The sequence below is a fragment of the Rhizobium sp. SRDI969 genome (assembly GCF_025152725.1).
Taxonomy (GTDB): domain Bacteria; phylum Pseudomonadota; class Alphaproteobacteria; order Rhizobiales; family Rhizobiaceae; genus Rhizobium; species Rhizobium leguminosarum_I.
Genome location: NZ_CP104037.1, coordinates 428374 through 445617 on the forward strand (window position 1 = coordinate 428374; position 17244 = coordinate 445617).

A 17244-nucleotide genomic window follows, 5' to 3' on the forward strand; every position below is an offset into this window, starting at 1 on the left:
AGGGAGGAACTCATGACGCACATTGTGCATGCAGTCGGACACATGAAGGTCAACGTCACCGATCCGAAGGCTGTCATTCGCGATGCGACCGAAATACTTGGTCTTCATATCACCTATCAGGATGCCGGTCAGACCTGGCTGAGCTCCAATGGGCGTGCCGCCGAACTGGTGCTGGTACACGCGAGTGAGAACTCCGCTCATACGATCGGCCTTGAGGCGTTGACGCCGGACCTGGTCGATGAGGCAGCATCCCGCATCGAAGGCGCCGGTTGCCGAATAGTCTCCCGCGATCCGAGCCTCGATTGCATTGCTGCGGGTGTAACCTTCACGACGCCGGAAGGACTGCGCTTTGAGATCCACACCCCGATCCGCCAAAAAACCTATGGCCGGCGCTATCCGACCAAGGGCGTCGGGCCGAACCGGATCGACCACATCAATTTGATCACGCCGGATCCGGCAGCCACCCGCGCCCAACTCGATGCCATCGGCGGCATGAAGCTGTCGGAACGCATGGTCAACGATGCCTTGAGCTGGATGTATGGCGGCAACCGCCAGCACCATGTTCTGGGGCTCGTCAAGGGCGCCGCGCCCGGGCTCCATCACGTCTCGTTCGAATTTCTCGAATTCAACCAGTATCTGCGCCTCGGCGATATTCTTGACCAGTTCGACCGGCAACTGATGTGGGGGCCTGGCCGCCATCGCCCCGGGGACAACACCTATGCCTATTACACCGATGCCAGCGGCATGATGATCGAGTGCTCTGGCGTCATGGCCCATATCGCCGATGACGCCGATTTCACCCCGAACGTCATCACCAATCTCGATCGCCCAGGCAACGTGCGCGAGATGAATGTCTGGGGCACGCCCGCGCCGCTCGAATGGCGCGAATATTTCCATCCCTTCGCCAAGATCGCCTGATCCAGACCGAGGTTAAGACCATGCAAGAAAAACTGACCTTCATGTCCGACGGCCTGAAACTTTCGGCCGTTCTTCATGTTCCGGATCGACGCAAGCCAGGACAGAAGTTGCCGGCCTTCATCGTCTGCCACGGCTTCGTTGGTTCCAAAGACGAAAGCCACGCCCAGATCCAGGCCGAGATGATGGAAGCGTTCGGCTATGTCGCGCTGCGGTTCGATTTCCGCTCCTGCGGCGAAAGCGAGGGCGAACGCGCCCAGGTTCGCTGCTTCGACCAGGTGGCCGACGCCAAGAATGCGCTGACCTTCCTTGCCGAGCACGAGGAGGTCGATCCGAAGCGCATAGGCATCACGGGCCACAGCTTCGGCGCCGCGGTGTCGGTCTATGCCGCCGGGGTCGACGATCGTTTTGCTTGCTGCCTTTCCTCCTGCGGCTGGGGCAATGGAGAGCGCAAGTTCCGCGGCCAGCATCCCACCCAGGAATCCTGGGACAAGTTCATCCGGATCCTTGAGAATGGCCGCAAACACAAGCAGGAAACCGGTGAAAGCCTGTGGATGTCGCGCTTCGACGCCGTGCCGATTCCGGAACATCTGCGCAAGAACCTCTCGCCTAAGGCGATCATGGAAATTCCCGTGGACACAGCCTGGTCCATGTATAACTTCCGCGCAGACGATGTGGTGGCCAATATCGCGCCGCGCCCGCTGCTTCTTTTCCACACGGCAAATGACATCATCACGCCAACCGTCGAATCCATCCGGATGTTCGAGAAGGCGGGCCAGCCAAGCGAACTCATGCTTATCGACACGACCGCGCATTTCCCGCTCGCGCCTAACGACGCGCCGCGCACGAAAATGGTGGTCAAAGGCTGGCTCGACAAATTCTTCCCGTCACCGCTCGGTGGTGCGTCATGAATGCGGCCTCGGCAAGAAAATTGATCCCGCAACATGCACTTGAAGCCTTTTCCGCCTCTCTTCTCGAAGCGGGCGGCTTCAGGCAGGATTACGCGCGCCAGACTGCCGAACTCTTGGTCTGGGCCAATCTGCGCGGCGCCGATTCCCATGGCGTGCTGCGTATCCCGCGTTATATCGAAATGGCCGAACTCGGCCTTGTCAAGGGTGACGCCAAACCAGCGCTCGCACGCGAATTCGGCGCAATTGCCGTCATCGACGGCGATCTTGCACCGGGAGCCGCCGGCCTGTCCCTGGCGGCTGACAAAGCGGTGGCTCTTGCGGGGAAATTCGGAATCGGCCTTTGCTCGATCATGCGCACCAGCCATGCCGGCGCGATCGGCTATTTCGCCGAAAGAGTGGCAAAGGCCGGCATGGTCGGCATCGTCATGTCGGCGTCCAAACCTTTGATGGTCTATCACGGATCCCGCGGCGAAGGCGTTTCGACCAACCCCCTGTCGATTGCCGCGCCAGGCAGTAACCGGGATCGCCCGATCCTTCTCGACATGTCGACGGCTGCCGTGGCGCTCGGCAAGGTTATGGCCGCCAGGGATGCAGGTAAGCCCATCTCCCCGGATTGGGGCGTCGACTCCAATGGCGTTGCGACAACTGACCCGGCACGAGTTAAAGCCGTGCTGCCCATGGCTGGACCCAAGGGATCAGGTTTATCGCTGATGATTGAAGTGCTTGTCAGCGTTCTTGGCGGCAATCCGCTTATCTCCGTTGCCCTGAAGGAAAAGCGGGACGCAGGCTTCAACGGCCTCGTCATCGCAATCGATCCGAAAGCATTCGGATTGGACATCCCGTTCGAAGATGAAATCGAGTGTCTCGCAGGCGCCATCCGGTCCCTGCCGCCAGCAGAAGGCGCGGACCAAGTCCGATTGCCCGGAGAGCGCGGCTTCAACTTGGCGGAAAAACGGATTGCGGACGGAATTCCGATTGCCGCCGGCACCGTGACGCGTCTGGCCACGGAAGCGACAAAGCGCGGCATAGCGGTACCTCGACAGTTCCAATGATCCTTATCCCGAAGCCGGGGTTAGTTGCCCAACGGCGAGTCGGACCTGGAGGCTACGTGTGAACGTTCTCAGCGAACGATCATCGTAGCTCCGCGGCAGCCTAGGTTCGAGAGCCCCTGAAAGCTCAAGAACCCTTAAAGCGGTTACGCGCCGATCCAGGCCCGGAAAGCCTCCAGCGGGGGGTAATTGGCACGCGATTGCGGCCAGACCAGCCAGTAGGACCCCGGCCCCGGCACCGATCTCTCCAAGACCGGCACCAGCCGTCCTTCGGCTATTTCACTATCGGCGAGGTAATCAGGCAGAAGGGCCACACCGAGCCCTGAGATCGCGGCCTGCGTCATCGTCGCAAACTGATCGAAGAGCATGCCCGTCACATTTGCCGGTTCCGCGCCTTGGGCGGCAAACCAGAGTCTCCATGCAGTCGGCCTGGTTTCCAGCTGCAGAAGCGGCAGGCCGAGCATGTCGCCAGCCGAAGCGATCGGATGTTCGCCAAGCAGCGCCGGCGAGATACAGGCCGTCAGGCGCTCCTCGAACAGTTTCATGTGATCGGCATCACGCCAATCGTCCGCCCCGAAATGAATGGCGGCATCGAAAGCCTCGGCCTCGAAATTGAAGCGCTTGAGCCGCGTTGCCAGGTTGATCGTGATGCCGGGATGTTTGACGAGAAATTCGCCCAGCCGCGGCGCCAGCCAACGCGTGCCGAAGGCCGGCAGGATCGCGAGCGACAGGCCGCCGCCGCCCGGGTTGGCGGAAAACTCCATGCTGCTGCGTTGAATGAGATCGAGTGCCCGGCTGACGTCTCGCCCATAAGCATGCGCGGCTTGCGTGGGGATGAGCTTCTGCCTGTGCCGTTCGAACAGCGGACGGCCGAGTTGCTGCTCCAGATTCTGGACGAGACGGCTCACTGTACTCTGCGTCAGGTCGAGTTCGCGCGCCGCCGCCGCTGTCGAACCCGTCCTGAGGACGGCATCGAAAGCCGAGAGGAGGCTTATCGAGGGAAGGAACCGGCGCCGGCGCATCTTGCCTATGCATTTTGTGAATGATGTTACGTCTAAATAGGGTTTTTTCTCACTTTTTACAATCGCTATATGAATGGGAAAGCCACGTCGTCATTCCGAGGGGAAAATTCGTGACCGCCGATAGAACCGCAACCGCCTTTGAAGCTTCATCCCAAACGAGTGCCTTCGCCTGGGACGATCCCTTCCTTCTCGACGACCAGCTGTCCGAGGAAGAGCGCATGATCCGCGAAGCAGCCAGGGCTTTTTCCGAAGCCGAGTTGCTGCCGCGCGTTCAGGATGCTTATCTCCAGGAACACACCGATCCCGCTCTCTTCCGGCTGATGGGCAAGGCTGGGCTTCTTGGCGTGACCTTGCCGGAGAAATATGGTGCTGCCGGCGCCAACTATGTGGCCTATGGCCTGGTCGCCCGGGAAGTCGAGCGCATCGATTCCGGCTACCGCTCGATGATGAGCGTGCAGTCCTCGCTGGTGATCTATCCGATCTATGCCTATGGATCCGAAGAACAGCGGGACAAATACCTGACAGGTCTCGTTTCCGGTGACTTGATCGGCTGCTTCGGCCTGACCGAGCCGGATGCTGGTTCCGATCCGGGCGGCATGAAGACCCGCGCCGAGAAGATCGACGGCGGCTACCGCTTGCGCGGCTCTAAGACGTGGATCTCCAACGCGCCGATCGCCGACGTGTTCGTTATCTGGGCGAAATCGGAAGCGCATGGCGGGGACATCCGCGGCTTCATCCTCGAAAAGGGCATGAAAGGCCTTTCCGCTCCGAAGATCGGCGGCAAGCTGTCGCTGCGCGCTTCGATCACCGGCGAGATCGTGCTTGACGGCGTCGAGATCGGCGAGGATGCGCTGCTGCCGAATGTTTCCGGTCTCAAGGGACCGTTCGGCTGCCTCAACCGCGCGCGTTACGGCATCTCCTGGGGCGTGCTCGGCGCCGCCGAGGATTGTTGGTTCCGCTCGCGGCAATATGGGCTCGACCGGATCCAGTTCGGCAAGCCGCTCGCCGGCACCCAGCTTTTCCAGAAGAAGCTCGCCGACATGCAGACGGAGATCGCGCTCGGGCTGCAGGGCAGCCTGCGCGTCGGCCGGCTGATGGACGCGGGCCAGTTCGCGCCGGAAATGGTTTCGATCGTCAAGCGCAACAATTGCGGCAAGGCGCTTGAGATCGCCAGGGATGCGCGCGACATGCACGGCGGCAACGGCATCCAGATCGAATATCATGTCATGCGCCACACCCAGAACCTCGAAACGGTCAACACCTATGAGGGCACGCACGACGTCCACGCGCTGATCCTCGGCCGCGCCCAGACCGGCATCCAGGCGTTCTTCTGATGGCCGGCGTAAACGGCGCGCCGCTTGCCGGCCTGAAAGTGGTTGAACTCGCCCGCATTCTCGCCGGCCCGTGGATCGGCCAGACGCTTGCCGATCTCGGCGCCGACGTCATCAAGATCGAAAGTCCGCAAGGCGACGATACCCGCAGCTGGGGTCCCCCCTTCATCGAACGGCCGGACGGCAGGGGCAGCACCGAGAAAGTGGCCGCCTATTTTCACGCGGCAAACCGGGGCAAGACGTCACTTACCTGCGATTTCGCCGATCCGGAGGATCTTGCCCGCGTCCGGACCTTGATCGGAGGAGCGGATGTCCTCGTCGAAAACTTCAAGGTCGGTGGATTGAAGAAATTCGGCCTCGACTATGACAGCGTAACCGCGATCAATCCACGCATCGTCTACGCCTCCATCACCGGTTTCGGCCAGACCGGTCCGCGCGCGCAGCAACCGGGCTACGACTTCCTGATCCAGGGCATGTGCGGGATCATGGATCTGACCGGTGAGCCCGGCGGTGAACCGCAGAAGGTGGGCGTCGCCTGGATCGACGTCTTCACCGGACTTTACGGCGTGATTGGCATTCAGGCCGCACTCGCCGAGCGTGAACGTTCCGGCCTCGGCCAACAGGTCGATCTGGCGCTGTTCGATGTCGGCGTCGCAGCGCTCGCCAACCAAGCGATGAATTATCTTGCCGGCGGCAAGGTGCCCCGGCGTATGGGCAATGCGCATCCCAATATCGTGCCATACCAAGTTTTTCCGGCCTCCGATGGCCATGTCATCATCGCCTGCGGCAACGACCGGCAATTCACAGCGCTCTGCGCTCTTCTGGGCCTCGCCCGCATCGCCGACGATCCGGCCTTTGCCACCAATCCTGCACGCGTGGAGAACCGCGAGACGCTCTGCACCTTGATTGCGGAAAAGACCAGCCTCAGGCCAAAGGCGGAATTGATCGCCGACCTCGAGAGGATGGGTATACCAGGCGGACCGATCAACACCGTCGCCGAGGCGATCGACGAGCCGCAGATCAAGGCGCGCGGACTGAAGATCGCGCCGGAAGGCCTGCCGGGTTTGAGAACGCCGATCAACCTGTCGCGCAGCCCGCTAACGCTCGAAAGGGCCTCGCCGGTCTTGGGTGGCGGACACTGGAATTTTTCCTCCGAAAAGGCAGACGCAGAATGGTAATCGAGACCGTTGGAGTGGTCGGCGCCGGCCAGATGGGCAGCGGTATTGCCCATGTGCTTGCGCTCGCGGGATACGACGTCTCGCTGATGGATGTCGACGCGGAACGGCTTGGCGCCGCGATTGCCAAAATCGGCCGGGACATGGACCGGCAAGTGACCCGGGGCGCTTTAACCGAGGAAGAGCGCAGGCTGGCCCTTCCGCGCATCCGGACGACAGTGCGGCTGCCGGAACTCGGGAGGAGCGATCTCGTTATCGAGGCTGCGACCGAGAAGGAGGCGGTCAAGCAGAAGATTTTCGACGATCTGGCAAAGCACCTGCGGCCTGAAACGATCTTAACAACCAACACGTCTTCGCTGTCCATCACGCGGCTCGCCGGAGGGATTAGTCGACCCGAGCAGTTCATGGGCCTTCATTTCATGAACCCGGTTCCGGTCATGCAGCTCATCGAGCTCATCCGCGGAATTGCTACCAGCACGGAAACCTTCGAGGCGGTTCGCGGGGTCGTCGATAGGCTCGGCAAGTCGGCCGTCGTGGCTGCGGATTATCCGGGCTTCATTGTCAATCGGCTACTGATCCCAATGATCAACGAGGCGGTCTACGCCCTCTACGAGAGCGTCGGTTCGGTCGCCGACATCGACAGCAGCATGAAGCTTGGCGCAAACCATCCAATGGGTCCGCTGGAACTTGCCGACTTCATCGGCCTCGACACCTGCCTTGCCATCATGAATGTGCTCCATGACGGGCTCGCCGACACCAAGTACCGACCTTGTCCGCTGCTGGTCAAGTATGTCGAAGCCAGGTGGCTGGGGCGGAAGGTCGGCAAAGGTTTTTACGACTACCGTGGCCCCGAGCCCGTCCCTTCCCGCTGAACCCCGGCCCGCTGAAAAGAGGTGAATGCCCATGAAAATTCTCGTCCCAGTCAAACGGGTTGTCGACTACAACGTGAAGATCCGGGTGAAGCCGGATGGCACGGGTGTCGAGCTAACCAATGTGAAAATGTCGATGAACCCGTTCGACGAGATCTCGGTGGAAGAGGCGCTGCGGCTGAGGGAAGCCGGCAAGTGCGAGCAAGTGGTGGTCGTCTCGATCGGTCCGGCCAAGGCCGAGGAGACGCTGAGGACCGCCCTTGCGATGGGCGCCGACCGGGCGATCCTGGTTGAGACCGACGATCAAATCGAGCCGCTCACTGTCGCCAAGATCTTGAAGGCTGTTGCCGATGCCGAACAGCCGGGGCTGATCATCGTTGGCAAGCAGGCGATCGACGACGATTCGAACCAGACCGGCCAGATGCTGGCAGCACTGATGGGAATCGCCCAAGCGACCTTCGCCTCGAAGATCGAGATCGAAGCCTTTGGTTCTGGGGGCAAAGCAACTGTCACCCGCGAAGTCGATGGCGGCCTGCAGACGATCGAGATCAAGCTGCCGGCGGTTGTGACCACCGATCTGCGCTTGAACGAACCGCGTTATGCCTCGCTGCCGAACATCATGAAGGCGAAGAAGAAGCCGCTCGACAAGAAGACGCCCGGCGACTTCGGTGTCGACACCACGCCGCGCCTCAAGGTCTTGAAGACCGAGGAACCGTCGGGCCGCAAGGCCGGCGTCAAGGTCAAGTCGGTCGCCGAACTGATCGACAAGCTCAAGAACGAAGCCGGCGTGCTGTAATCAGCTGGGAACAGGAGCCATCATCATGACCATTCTTCTTTTGGCTGACCACGACAATGCCAGCCTGTCCGATCAGACCGCCAAGGCGCTGACGGCGGCGACAAAGATTGCCAAGGAACCGGCAAGCGATATCCACATTCTCGTCGCCGGCAAGGCTGCCAAGCCTGCTGCCGATGCCGCCGCCAAGCTTGCCGGCGTCTCCAAGGTGCTGCTGGCCGAAAGCGACGAACTCGCCAACAATCTGGCCGAACCGCTCGGCGACCTGATCGTCTCGCTCTCTGCCAGCTACGACACGATCATCTCGGCCGCGACCTCGGTTGGCAAGAACGTGCTGCCGCGCGTCGCCGCTCTTCTCGATGTCGCCCAAGTCTCCGAAATCATCGAGGTGATCTCGTCCGACACCTTCAAGCGGCCGATATATGCCGGCAATGCCATCCAGACGGTGGAGGCAACGGATGCCAAGAAAGTCATTACCGTACGTACGGTTTCGTTCTCTCCTGCGAAGGAGAGCGGATCGGCCGCTTCTGTTATAAGCGTCCCAGCGGCGGCCGATCCACGTGTGTCGCATTTTATCGCCGATGCCCTGTCGGTCTCAGACCGGCCGGAACTGACCTCGGCGAAGATCATCATCTCCGGCGGCCGGGCACTCGGCTCGGCGGAAAAGTTCAGAGAGGTCATCCTGCCGCTTGCCGACAAGCTGGGTGCTGCCGTCGGTGCATCCAGAGCCGCCGTCGATGCCGGTTATGCGCCGAACGACTGGCAGGTCGGCCAGACCGGCAAGGTGGTGGCGCCGCAGCTCTATATTGCCTGCGGCATTTCGGGCGCCATCCAGCATCTGGCCGGCATGAAGGATTCGAAGGTGATCGTCGCCATCAACAAGGACGAGGAGGCGCCAATCTTCCAGGTCGCCGACTACGGCCTCGTCGCCGATCTCTTCGACGCATTGCCGGAATTGCAAAAGGCACCATAAAGATGGGCTTCCTGCAGGCAGAATTCTCAATAAGCCCGATTAAGCCAACATCGACGGAAGGCTGACATTCTTCGCCCGTACGGCGGGGAAAAAAAGCCCTTTCCCTCGCCTGAATCGAACCGCCGCATTCTCTTTATCGAAGATGCCGGGTGAAATCCTGAACTTAGCTAGGAATGGCAGCCGATAAACGCCAACCGGCCCGGATTGGCAAATGCTGAAGATGGTGCGGTCCCGCTCGGGGCGGCAACGAGCCACCGTCGGGTCAACTTTGCGGAAGCAGCGTAGCCGCCACTGGCGAGCGCCCGCTCCTTTCCTGCGCCTACCTTCACATCCGGTCACGCCGGGTAACCAATCGTCAATTACGGTTTTGGAATACACGCGTATATTAGAACTTCAGGGATTACGATCGCTGCCCGGAGGGATCGAGGACAATGGATTGGGACGCAACCTCTGCATTCACACCCGTCGGGCTGGCTCTGCGCGGCCAGCCAGTTCACAGGATCATCCGAACCCTCGGCGACGCTGCATATATGCTGCTCAAGGACTGGCCTTCCGATGACGGCGAAGAATATGTCACTGCGGTGAAGGCTTGCGTCGATGCGATCAGCGGTCAGATCGCTCCGGAGCAATTTCGGGATGCGTTTCTGCGTGCGGCCGATGAAGCGGGCATCGCAGCGATAACTATCGTCACCAAGACAACAATGAAAACCGACTCGCAACTACATATTAGTGCATAATTTTGCATGGCACGCACACGCAGGCAGATCGACATCCCGGAATCAGGTCATTGTCCGCATGCGAGCTGAATGGAGGTTGCCGCTCGCCCACGGTAACCGGAGGTTCACCATCTAACCAAAGTATCTGTGAAGCAGCATTCCCTCCCTGTTGATTTCAAAGAGATTTCAGGCTGATGTAGGCGCATCCAAATCTATGGCTTGAGAATGCAGCGCTACCAGATACAAGCACTCGAGAACGGGTCGTGGGCGGTCATAGATCACCAGACCGGCAAGCCAATAGTTGACCAGCAATGGTCAAGCGAGAGAACGAGGCTGGAGGCTCAGGCCTTGGCTGATTTTTGCAATGGAATATCTGCCCCTCCACCGCAGCAGATTTCCTCACGGATTCAGAAGATACGTCGTGCTTGGGCACTCCTCTCTGCGAAGCGGTAGACGAGATAGCCGCTTCGCGCTTCCTTGTGGGCAAGGTCAAGGGCGATCGAGAAAGCAATCGTCGTAGCCATCAGTGGCACATGGAAGTTGTCGACCAGATTGTCGGTAATTCAATGTGCCAACAATGCTGATCAGCACCACGGAAAGCCAATAGGCGGCGGGAACATATTTCCTCTGCGCAAACTGCCAGACCAGTGCGACCGCCAGAATGAAGCGCAGCCGGGAATGCCCGTCGAGGTTTTCGTCAAACCAGAAGAGCGTACGCCGCCGTCCTTTCTCGTCAAGCCGTTTACAGACCAGGTCATGCGCATATTCCGCCAAGAGTAATGTCCGCATTGCGAGATGAATCAGGGCTTCCTTGACCGGAATGAGGAAATGCAGCGCGCGGTGGCGTGAGAGCGAGAAGGCTCGGAGGTTTGCGCCACACTGTATCCATTTCATACGGATTGGTGAAGTTACTGTCACACGAGCGGAATATCGGGGTGCTAGCGTCGGCATCGCTGTTCAAAAGGAGTTACCATGCGCAATCTAGCCCTGTCGCTCGCCCTCGTCATCGGCCTTGCTTCTTCCGTTTTAGCAGAAGATGCCAAGCCATTTTCCGATGCCAAGGAAATCGACCTCGTTTCGCTGTTGCCGACACCGCCCGGCAATAATTCGCCGCAGATGCAGGCTGAACTCGCTGAAATACTAACGATCCAGGTTACCCGCACACCTGAGATGGCCGCACGTGCCGTCGCCGATGCGGATGAAGATGTCTGGCGCTTCGCCGATGTGATCGACAATCCCAAGTTCACCAAGGAAAACCTGCCGAAGTTCGCCGCCTTCTTCGACCGCGTCGTCGCCACAGAAGGCGCTGTTGTCGATCCGGCCAAAGATTTCTGGAAGCGTCCGCGGCCTCACCTCTACAGCGACCTGGTCAAGCCGATTGTTCCCCTCTCGAAGTCGGGTGCTTATCCGTCGGGTCACACCACCGTCGGCACGCTGATGGGCATCGTCCTTTCCAACATGGTGCCGGAGAAAAGGACCGAGCTGATGGCACGTGCGTGGGAATATGGTCATAACCGTATTGTCGGCGGCATTCACTATGCTTCGGACGTCGAGGCTGGCCGCATCGCCGGCACCGTCATTGCCGAAACGATCCGCACCCATGACGACTACAAAGCTGAATTTGAAGCCGCCAAGGAGGAACTTCGATCCGTCCTTGGTCTGTCCCACGTCTGAGCCGATTGACCAAACATCCATTTGAACCGCCGGCGAGAAATCCGGCGGTTCTATGCTTTCAGGCATGGTCGCCCTTGGATGACCTCGCGTTAGAGTTTACTGCCTTCAATTAACGTTTCCGGCAATTTATGCCGAACGGCAGCTAGACCCCGCGGAGGTTACCTTTGGTGGCTTCAGCGCAGTCGTCGTTGAGTACCTAACGACTTGATACATTTCAGTCGCTGCCGACCCTTGTCGCCATCCCTCGCCTTGAAAGGACTCGAACCGGCGACACCTTATTCAAATCTGAGATTGTTCACCCGCAACAAGCTTAAAAGGGCAGGCAGCGCCCCGCTCATCGTTCAAACCGATCTAGCATTTTTTTCAACTGCGCGTTTTGCAACGTCAGCTTTTTGGCCAGCTGATCCCTGAGCACCCTGATCTCGTCATCGAGGCTCATCTCGTTTGCAGTGTGGATAACCTGGGGATCGTTCGCAATCGCCACCGCTTCCTTGCTGCGGCTCCTTTGCTCGCGCGGTGCGACCTCGGCAGTTCGCTTGATCCTCGCGGCATCATGTACAGCGGTGACGTCAATACCAGTACCACCGGATGTAGCGGGATCAGCGACCTCCACGATTTCGGCGACTTCGCCGTCGAGCTTGTCGTGGACGTCGTTTTCGGCTTCTTCGGAATGCACAGGCTTGAGAGAAATTGCACCGGGTTGACCGTGACGAGGTTGGTCCTCGCCTGCTGGCCGACCATCGCTATTCAGGCTGTCCTCGGCAGGCGTTTCAGTCGAACCAGAACTAGCCAAAGCGTCCGGCGTAACCTCCGCGGTCGAGCCGTCTTCTCGCTTTTGTTCGCGTCCCGGTGAGACCAGTCGGGCAAGAAATTTCCAGGGAGACGCCATCTATCCGACCTCGCGTTTTATCCCGCAAGCAGGCTGCAAGTTTCAGTTCCGGCAACAGCATTCACCGTTACCAAATTGTATCTCTTGATAAGCATGGAAATGCGGCCGGCGGTTGACCGGCTGCTTATATCAATCGAGCTTGAGCCGTTTGCGCAGATCGGCATTTTCAGCGCGAAGCTTTTCAGCCAGAAGCTTGCGCAGCCGCTGATTTTCCTCTTCCAACTGCAAAAGATCCGCCATCTCGTCGACCGCCGTCATCGGTGCGGCCGGCGCCGCCTGCACGGCCTTTGGAGCACGGCGCACAGGGGCGCGTTTGGCACTCGCCGCAGCTTCGACCACCTTTGTCTTGCGCCCTCTCCTCTTCACACCACCGGCGCCGGCCAGAGCAGCTGCTGGCTCTGCCGTAGCGTCAGCCGACGCGGTTTCGAGTGCCGCGGCTTTCTTGGCGCGGGGTTTGCGCTGTTTCTTCGGCGCAATAGGGGTTTCAACAACGATCGGCGCATCGGCACTGGTTGCCGTATCAGTCTCGTCGGCCATGCTCATCTCCTGTGTATCTGATGCTGTTGTTGACGCCCCGAGAGGCGGTGTCAACAACGCCTCGGCTTGATCTGGTTGCGGTAAAGACATCTCATTGTTGGATTTGCCACTCAGAGAGCTACCCGACAGAAACGGCAATGCCTCTTCCTCCAGGTCACGAGCGACGGACTTTAGATCCATGTTGCCCCAGATCGAGTTCGACCTGGTATCAAGCTTTCGTCTGCCGGTTTTGTACTCGACGGCAAAACTGCGTTGCACTTTTTTCAATATAGGAGGGCCTTTGAGGATCCGCGGGATGGTTTGGTGAAATGCTGGTATACCCGCAATAACGGTTAGCGGACTGCCAGTCTATAGACATGCTCATATCAGATCCACCGCACCATTCCGGGAGCAGAATTTGTGGCCAATCGAATGGGAGCTGAGGCGGTCTATACGCTCAACGCTCTTGAAGGAAACGGCTATCAGCAGTTCGTCCCGAGACGTTTTCACACGTTCCCGACGATCCATTATGCGATCTTTTTGGCCAAGAACATGAACATCCTAGCAACAAGCCGGGCGCTGGCTCGAAAGCGCCGTGCTAGAACCGCTGCCCCCGCTATATCAGTGGCAGTGGCGTAACAGGCATTTATGGAACTGGGTTCGTGTGAACCGGTGAGACAGTCAAACGGATCGAGGGAGGCACTGAGTGATGGTTTCACCTCGCTGCCGGCCGGCGGGCGAAAAGTCAACCTTCCTGATCAGCAGCGCAGCCCCTGCGAGCAGGCAGAAGCAAAGTATGCCCATATGAACCGCAAAGAGGTGGTCATGTGCGAATGCGGCTCCCAGCAGAGCCAGGAAGGCCGCGAACGTGATCGCCACCGTTTCCGTCGTGTAGTTCATGATGTCGTCCCCAGTGCACAGCGACCGCGCCGCGGCCGGCTTTCTTGTACCTGAGGCAGGACTGTCACGGAGCCCAAGCGCGCTCCTTGATCCAAATCAACGAAACAATCGTTTTTCCCCATGCGCCCGGCTGTTACGAACTGTTACACAGCCTCACCAATTCGGACGCTGCGATCATTCCGGCGTTACCGGATCTCTTTCTAATGCCCTCATCGACAAACGAGGGACACGAAGATGCTGATGCAGGGCAACGCCGCATTTCAAAAGACCGAAGCCGCAAGCGGTAGCCGGAGCGTTCAGACGCTCTCGTCGCTGTTCCACATGTCTGCCTGCGAGACCGTGGATGCCGGTAAGGCGATCTGTTGGGAGGGCGACGCCGTCAAGCATCTGTTCCAGGTCGTCGAGGGCGTCGTGCGTCTCCATCGCATCATCGGCGAAGGCCGCCGCGTCATCACAGGCTTCCATTTCCCAGGCGACGTCGTCGGAACCTTTCTGGAGGGCGACTTTCTGTTCACGGCCGAAGCCGTCACCAACTGCAAGATCAGACGGGTGCCGCGCAAGCACTTTCACGACGAAGTCGCCCGGTCGGATGCCCTTCACGCTGCATACATCTCCCTGCTCTGCCGTGAGACGGCTGCCGCTCACGACCAGATGGTGCTGCTGTCGAAGAAGAACGCCGAAGAACGTCTGTGCAGCTTCATCGTAAAGCTCGCAGCCCGACCCGATGCCCGGTCGCAGCCGAATCTGCTGCGCCTGCCGATGAACCGTCAGGACATCGCCGATTATCTTGGCCTGACGATCGAGACGGTCTCGCGCACGATCAGCAAGCTGGCGTCCAGAAACATCGTCGTCCCCGAGGGCAGGCACGACCTCAGAATCGTGAACGCGTTACGGCTGGCGCAGTTGTCCGGAAACGCTGATGATTTTTCCGCGAAAACCTGCCATAGGGTCAATTTCCACTGACACTCCTGAAGAGCCTATACGCCCATGCCTCATCGCCTCATATCGCCGCGCACGGCGTCGTCGCAGGAACTTGACGCTCTGGTGCACGTGCTCGATGGAGCAGACATCATCATCCATGGGCTGGAAGGAACCATCACGCACTGGTCGATCGGATGCGAAAACATGTACGGGTGGAGCCGTGAGGAGGCTGTGGGAGATAACGTCTACGAGCTGTTGGCAACCCGGTTCCCGCAGCCTGCGGAGAGCATCCACGAGCAGTTGAAGTCCCGCGGTTTCTGGCAGGGAGAGATCATCCATCGCCACAAGAACGGCCAGGACATTCACGTCACGAGCCGGTGCGTCCTGGTCAACCTTCCAGACGGCGATCTCGCGGTTATTCAGTCGAACAGCGACGTCAGCGCCCTCCGGAAGGCCGAGCAGGAAGTGAGATCGCGCGAGGCGCACCTTAGGTCGATTCTGGATACGGTGCCCGACGCGATGGTCGTCATCGATCAGAAGGGCATCGTGATATCCTTCAGCAAGGCCGCCGAAAGCTTGTTCGGCATGACTTCCGAGGAAATCTGCGGCCGGAACGTCAGCAACCTGATGCCCAATCCCTATCGCGACGAGCACGACGGCTACATCGGGAGATATCTCGGCACCGGCGAGAAGCGGATCATCGGCTACGGTCGCGTGGTGACCGGCCAGCGTGCGGACGGCTCGCTGTTCCCCATGGAGTTGCACGTCGGAGAGGCCACGGCCGATGGCGCGCGGATTTTTACAGGATTCGTACGAGACCTCACGAGCAGGGTTAAGATCGAGGAAGATCTGCGCCAGGCACAGAAGATGGAAGCGGTAGGGCAGTTGACAGGAGGCCTCGCGCACGACTTCAACAATCTCCTTACCGTCATCAGCGGCAACCTCGAAATGATCGAGGACAAGCTTCCGGCGGGACCTCTTCGCGATATGCTCCGGGAAGCGCAGGATGCTGCAGGAGATGGCGCAAAACTCACGGGCCAGTTGCTTGCCTTCGGCCGACGCCAACCGCTCAGTCCGAAGCAGGTCGATCTCGGTCAGCTCGTCATGGGATTCTCGGACCTGCTTCGCAGGACGCTGGGAGAGGACATCAAGCTTTCGACCGTGGTCTCCGGATCGGGCTTCAACGTGCTGGTGGACAGCTCGCAGCTTCAGAACGCAATTCTCAACATTGCCCTCAACGCCCGCGACGCCATGCCGAAGGGCGGCAGCCTGACCACCGAGGTTTCGCGCGTCCATCTGGATGCCGACTATGCCAGGATGTATCCAGAGGTCCGTAGCGGGCACTTCGCGCTCATATCGATGACCGATACCGGCAGCGGCATGAGCGAAGTGGTCAAGAAGCGGGCGATAGAACCGTTCTTCACCACCAAGGAAGTGGGCTCAGGAACTGGTCTCGGTCTGAGCATGGTGTACGGCTTTGTCAAACAGTCCGGCGGCCATCTTCAAATCTATAGCGAGGTCGGAAGAGGCACGACGATCCGCATTTACCTGCCCGCCCCTGATGTCGTCGGAGCAGACGCCTTCGTGCAACAAGCGGGAAAAACGGAATCACCACTTCCCAAGGGAACCGAACTTGTTCTCGTCGTCGAAGATGACGCGCGGGTGCGTCGCGTTGCGGTAGCTCGGCTCGTCGCCATGGGCTATTCAGTGCTGGAAGCTGAGAACGGTAATCGTGCGCTGGAGGTTCTCGAGGAAAACGAGAACATCGCCCTTCTGTTCACCGACATCGTGATGCCGGGAGGCCTTACTGGAGACGAAGTCGCAGGCGCAGCACGCAAGCTTCGTCCCGACCTTGCGGTACTCTTCACATCCGGATATTCGGAACCTTCTCTCGCGACGCATGAGGTGATCGCCGGAGCGCAGTGGCTGCGAAAGCCGTACAGCGCAAGAGAACTCGCAACGAAGATCCGAGAACTGCTAGACGAGCGATGAGCCGGCCGGGACGTTTGCGTCACCGCGGATCGTGACGATCTCGGGATCCGATTGTGTTGCGACTTGCCTGGCAAGGTTTCGGCGATTCAGTTTGCAACATTTCAGCTAGACCGAGGTCCCCGCGTCTATCGGCGGATCGCCGGGCCGAAACGCCTAACTTCAATCGTCTTGCGATCCTGACCCTTCGGGAGAACACGCCGCTCGGTCGCCGTCGCGAGCGATAGAAGCCTCGCTAGATCCTGCTGGCCTCTCGGCTCATTCCTTGCGCCGCGACGGGCCGTAGCGAAGGGCCAAAGTCTACGAGACACGTGCTTCGCACACTAAATAGACGACCCGCATGCAGCGGGGCACAATTCAGATAGCAGTCAATGATTTCCCAGTTCTATCGCGCCGTCCTGCGCGTCGGTGACGTAGTTCCTGCAGACGGGTGCCGGCGCCTTCCGCGGAGGTTCAAGATCGCGCCGTCCAAAGGACGGATACGAGGTGCTGAAGCCGGATTTGATCTACCAAATTTGACCAGCGTCAAAGAGGGCCGCTTTCGGATGGCATAGAAAGGCTCCCGAGGCCGACCATCGGTCCCGTTTCAAATGGAGATAAT

General features: G+C 59.5%; 16 protein-coding genes and 1 pseudogene. 12 read left to right on the plus strand and 5 right to left on the minus strand.

Translation table 11 applies throughout. The features are described from left to right. The first annotated feature begins 12 nt into the window (after positions 1 to 12). Genes N2A41_RS29105 through N2A41_RS29115 form a run of 3 tightly spaced genes read left to right on the plus strand, consistent with a single transcriptional unit; the run spans position 13 to position 2878 of the window. Positions 13 to 918, plus strand: coding sequence for a VOC family protein (locus tag N2A41_RS29105; protein WP_260111558.1), 906 nt, complete (start codon positions 13 to 15; stop codon positions 916 to 918). Between the two features lie 20 nt (positions 919 to 938). Continuing rightward, positions 939 to 1826: an alpha/beta hydrolase gene (locus tag N2A41_RS29110; RefSeq protein ID WP_260111559.1), complete on the plus strand. Its 888-nt coding sequence runs from the start codon at positions 939 to 941 to the stop codon at positions 1824 to 1826. Further along, positions 1823 to 2878, plus strand: a complete 1056-nt coding sequence (locus N2A41_RS29115) for an Ldh family oxidoreductase (protein WP_260111560.1) — start codon at positions 1823 to 1825, stop codon at positions 2876 to 2878. The genes N2A41_RS29110 and N2A41_RS29115 overlap by 4 nt, the downstream gene beginning before the upstream one ends. A 143-nt stretch (positions 2879 to 3021) precedes the next feature. Here N2A41_RS29115 and N2A41_RS29120 read toward each other — a convergent pair whose 3' ends face one another. Next, positions 3022 to 3897, minus strand: a complete 876-nt coding sequence (locus tag N2A41_RS29120; RefSeq protein ID WP_260111561.1) for a LysR family transcriptional regulator — start codon at positions 3895 to 3897, stop codon at positions 3022 to 3024. Between the two features lie 218 nt (positions 3898 to 4115). On the opposite strand from N2A41_RS29120, the gene N2A41_RS29125 reads away from it, so the two are divergent. The 6 genes from N2A41_RS29125 to N2A41_RS29150 all read left to right on the plus strand — a co-directional run bounded on the left by N2A41_RS29125 (position 4116) and on the right by N2A41_RS29150 (position 9775). Continuing rightward, positions 4116 to 5231 (plus strand): acyl-CoA dehydrogenase, encoded by a 1116-nt coding sequence (locus N2A41_RS29125; protein ID WP_260111817.1) that lies wholly within the window; start codon positions 4116 to 4118, stop codon positions 5229 to 5231. Continuing rightward, on the plus strand, positions 5231 to 6406 hold the full coding sequence (locus tag N2A41_RS29130) for a CaiB/BaiF CoA transferase family protein (protein ID WP_260111562.1): 1176 nt from the start codon (positions 5231 to 5233) through the stop codon (positions 6404 to 6406). Before N2A41_RS29125 ends, N2A41_RS29130 begins: the two co-directional genes overlap by 1 nt. Next, positions 6400 to 7275 (plus strand): 3-hydroxybutyryl-CoA dehydrogenase, encoded by an 876-nt coding sequence (locus N2A41_RS29135; protein WP_260111563.1) that lies wholly within the window; start codon positions 6400 to 6402, stop codon positions 7273 to 7275. Before N2A41_RS29130 ends, N2A41_RS29135 begins: the two co-directional genes overlap by 7 nt. A gap of 31 nt (positions 7276 to 7306) precedes the next feature. Next, positions 7307 to 8068, plus strand: a complete 762-nt coding sequence (locus N2A41_RS29140) for an electron transfer flavoprotein subunit beta/FixA family protein (RefSeq protein ID WP_260111564.1) — start codon at positions 7307 to 7309, stop codon at positions 8066 to 8068. A 25-nt stretch (positions 8069 to 8093) separates the two neighbouring features. Next, positions 8094 to 9038, plus strand: a complete 945-nt coding sequence (locus N2A41_RS29145; RefSeq protein ID WP_260111565.1) for an electron transfer flavoprotein subunit alpha/FixB family protein — start codon at positions 8094 to 8096, stop codon at positions 9036 to 9038. A 431-nt stretch (positions 9039 to 9469) separates the two neighbouring features. Further along, positions 9470 to 9775, plus strand: coding sequence for a DUF982 domain-containing protein (locus N2A41_RS29150; RefSeq protein WP_162116178.1), 306 nt, complete (start codon positions 9470 to 9472; stop codon positions 9773 to 9775). A 468-nt stretch (positions 9776 to 10243) separates the two neighbouring features. Here the strand turns inward: N2A41_RS29150 and N2A41_RS29155 are convergent, their stop codons facing one another. Further along, positions 10244 to 10648 carry a hypothetical protein gene (locus N2A41_RS29155; protein ID WP_260111825.1) on the minus strand — a complete coding sequence of 135 codons (405 nt, stop codon included), beginning with the start codon at positions 10646 to 10648 and terminating at the stop codon, positions 10244 to 10246. Positions 10649 to 10726: 78 nt separating this feature from the next. Here N2A41_RS29155 and N2A41_RS29160 point away from each other — a divergent pair, with 78 nt between their 5' ends. Then, the gene (locus N2A41_RS29160) at positions 10727 to 11428 is read left to right on the plus strand and encodes an acid phosphatase (protein ID WP_222387173.1); all 702 of its coding nucleotides are present in this window, start codon (positions 10727 to 10729) and stop codon (positions 11426 to 11428) included. A gap of 334 nt (positions 11429 to 11762) precedes the next feature. Here the strand turns inward: N2A41_RS29160 and N2A41_RS29165 are convergent, their stop codons facing one another. The 3 genes and pseudogenes from N2A41_RS29165 to N2A41_RS29175 form a co-directional block, all read right to left on the minus strand. Continuing rightward, positions 11763 to 12317 carry a hypothetical protein gene (locus N2A41_RS29165; RefSeq protein WP_260111566.1) on the minus strand — a complete coding sequence of 185 codons (555 nt, stop codon included), beginning with the start codon at positions 12315 to 12317 and terminating at the stop codon, positions 11763 to 11765. A gap of 129 nt (positions 12318 to 12446) precedes the next feature. Continuing rightward, positions 12447 to 13121, minus strand: coding sequence for a transcriptional regulator (locus N2A41_RS29170; RefSeq protein ID WP_260111567.1), 675 nt, complete (start codon positions 13119 to 13121; stop codon positions 12447 to 12449). A 432-nt stretch (positions 13122 to 13553) separates the two neighbouring features. Then, positions 13554 to 13733: pseudogene (locus N2A41_RS29175) on the minus strand (cytochrome-c oxidase, cbb3-type subunit I); the annotation flags it as partial. 234 nt (positions 13734 to 13967) lie between these two features. On the opposite strand from N2A41_RS29175, the gene N2A41_RS29180 reads away from it, so the two are divergent. Then, positions 13968 to 14696 carry a Crp/Fnr family transcriptional regulator gene (locus N2A41_RS29180; protein WP_113548489.1) on the plus strand — a complete coding sequence of 243 codons (729 nt, stop codon included), beginning with the start codon at positions 13968 to 13970 and terminating at the stop codon, positions 14694 to 14696. 24 nt (positions 14697 to 14720) lie between these two features. Further along, positions 14721 to 16646 (plus strand): hybrid sensor histidine kinase/response regulator, encoded by a 1926-nt coding sequence (locus N2A41_RS29185; protein ID WP_260111568.1) that lies wholly within the window; start codon positions 14721 to 14723, stop codon positions 16644 to 16646. Positions 16647 to 17244 lie beyond the last annotated feature (598 nt).

Excerpts from the sequence above, each read along its gene's own strand:
- N2A41_RS29145 (WP_260111565.1), top strand. The coding sequence starts at position 8,094 with ATGACCATTCTTCTTTTGGCTGACCACGACAATGCCAGCCTGTCCGAT.
- N2A41_RS29155 (WP_260111825.1), bottom strand. The coding sequence starts at position 10,648 with ATGAAATGGATACAGTGTGGCGCAAACCTCCGAGCCTTCTCGCTCTCA.
- N2A41_RS29105 (WP_260111558.1), top strand. The coding sequence starts at position 13 with ATGACGCACATTGTGCATGCAGTCGGACACATGAAGGTCAACGTCACC.
- N2A41_RS29180 (WP_113548489.1), top strand. The coding sequence starts at position 13,968 with ATGCTGATGCAGGGCAACGCCGCATTTCAAAAGACCGAAGCCGCAAGC.
- N2A41_RS29110 (WP_260111559.1), top strand. The coding sequence starts at position 939 with ATGCAAGAAAAACTGACCTTCATGTCCGACGGCCTGAAACTTTCGGCC.
- N2A41_RS29150 (WP_162116178.1), top strand. The coding sequence starts at position 9,470 with ATGGATTGGGACGCAACCTCTGCATTCACACCCGTCGGGCTGGCTCTG.
- N2A41_RS29120 (WP_260111561.1), bottom strand. The coding sequence starts at position 3,897 with ATGCGCCGGCGCCGGTTCCTTCCCTCGATAAGCCTCCTCTCGGCTTTC.
- N2A41_RS29125 (WP_260111817.1), top strand. The coding sequence starts at position 4,116 with ATGATCCGCGAAGCAGCCAGGGCTTTTTCCGAAGCCGAGTTGCTGCCG.
- N2A41_RS29130 (WP_260111562.1), top strand. The coding sequence starts at position 5,231 with ATGGCCGGCGTAAACGGCGCGCCGCTTGCCGGCCTGAAAGTGGTTGAA.
- N2A41_RS29135 (WP_260111563.1), top strand. The coding sequence starts at position 6,400 with ATGGTAATCGAGACCGTTGGAGTGGTCGGCGCCGGCCAGATGGGCAGC.
- N2A41_RS29160 (WP_222387173.1), top strand. The coding sequence starts at position 10,727 with ATGCGCAATCTAGCCCTGTCGCTCGCCCTCGTCATCGGCCTTGCTTCT.
- N2A41_RS29140 (WP_260111564.1), top strand. The coding sequence starts at position 7,307 with ATGAAAATTCTCGTCCCAGTCAAACGGGTTGTCGACTACAACGTGAAG.
- N2A41_RS29165 (WP_260111566.1), bottom strand. The coding sequence starts at position 12,317 with ATGGCGTCTCCCTGGAAATTTCTTGCCCGACTGGTCTCACCGGGACGC.
- N2A41_RS29115 (WP_260111560.1), top strand. The coding sequence starts at position 1,823 with ATGAATGCGGCCTCGGCAAGAAAATTGATCCCGCAACATGCACTTGAA.
- N2A41_RS29185 (WP_260111568.1), top strand. The coding sequence starts at position 14,721 with ATGCCTCATCGCCTCATATCGCCGCGCACGGCGTCGTCGCAGGAACTT.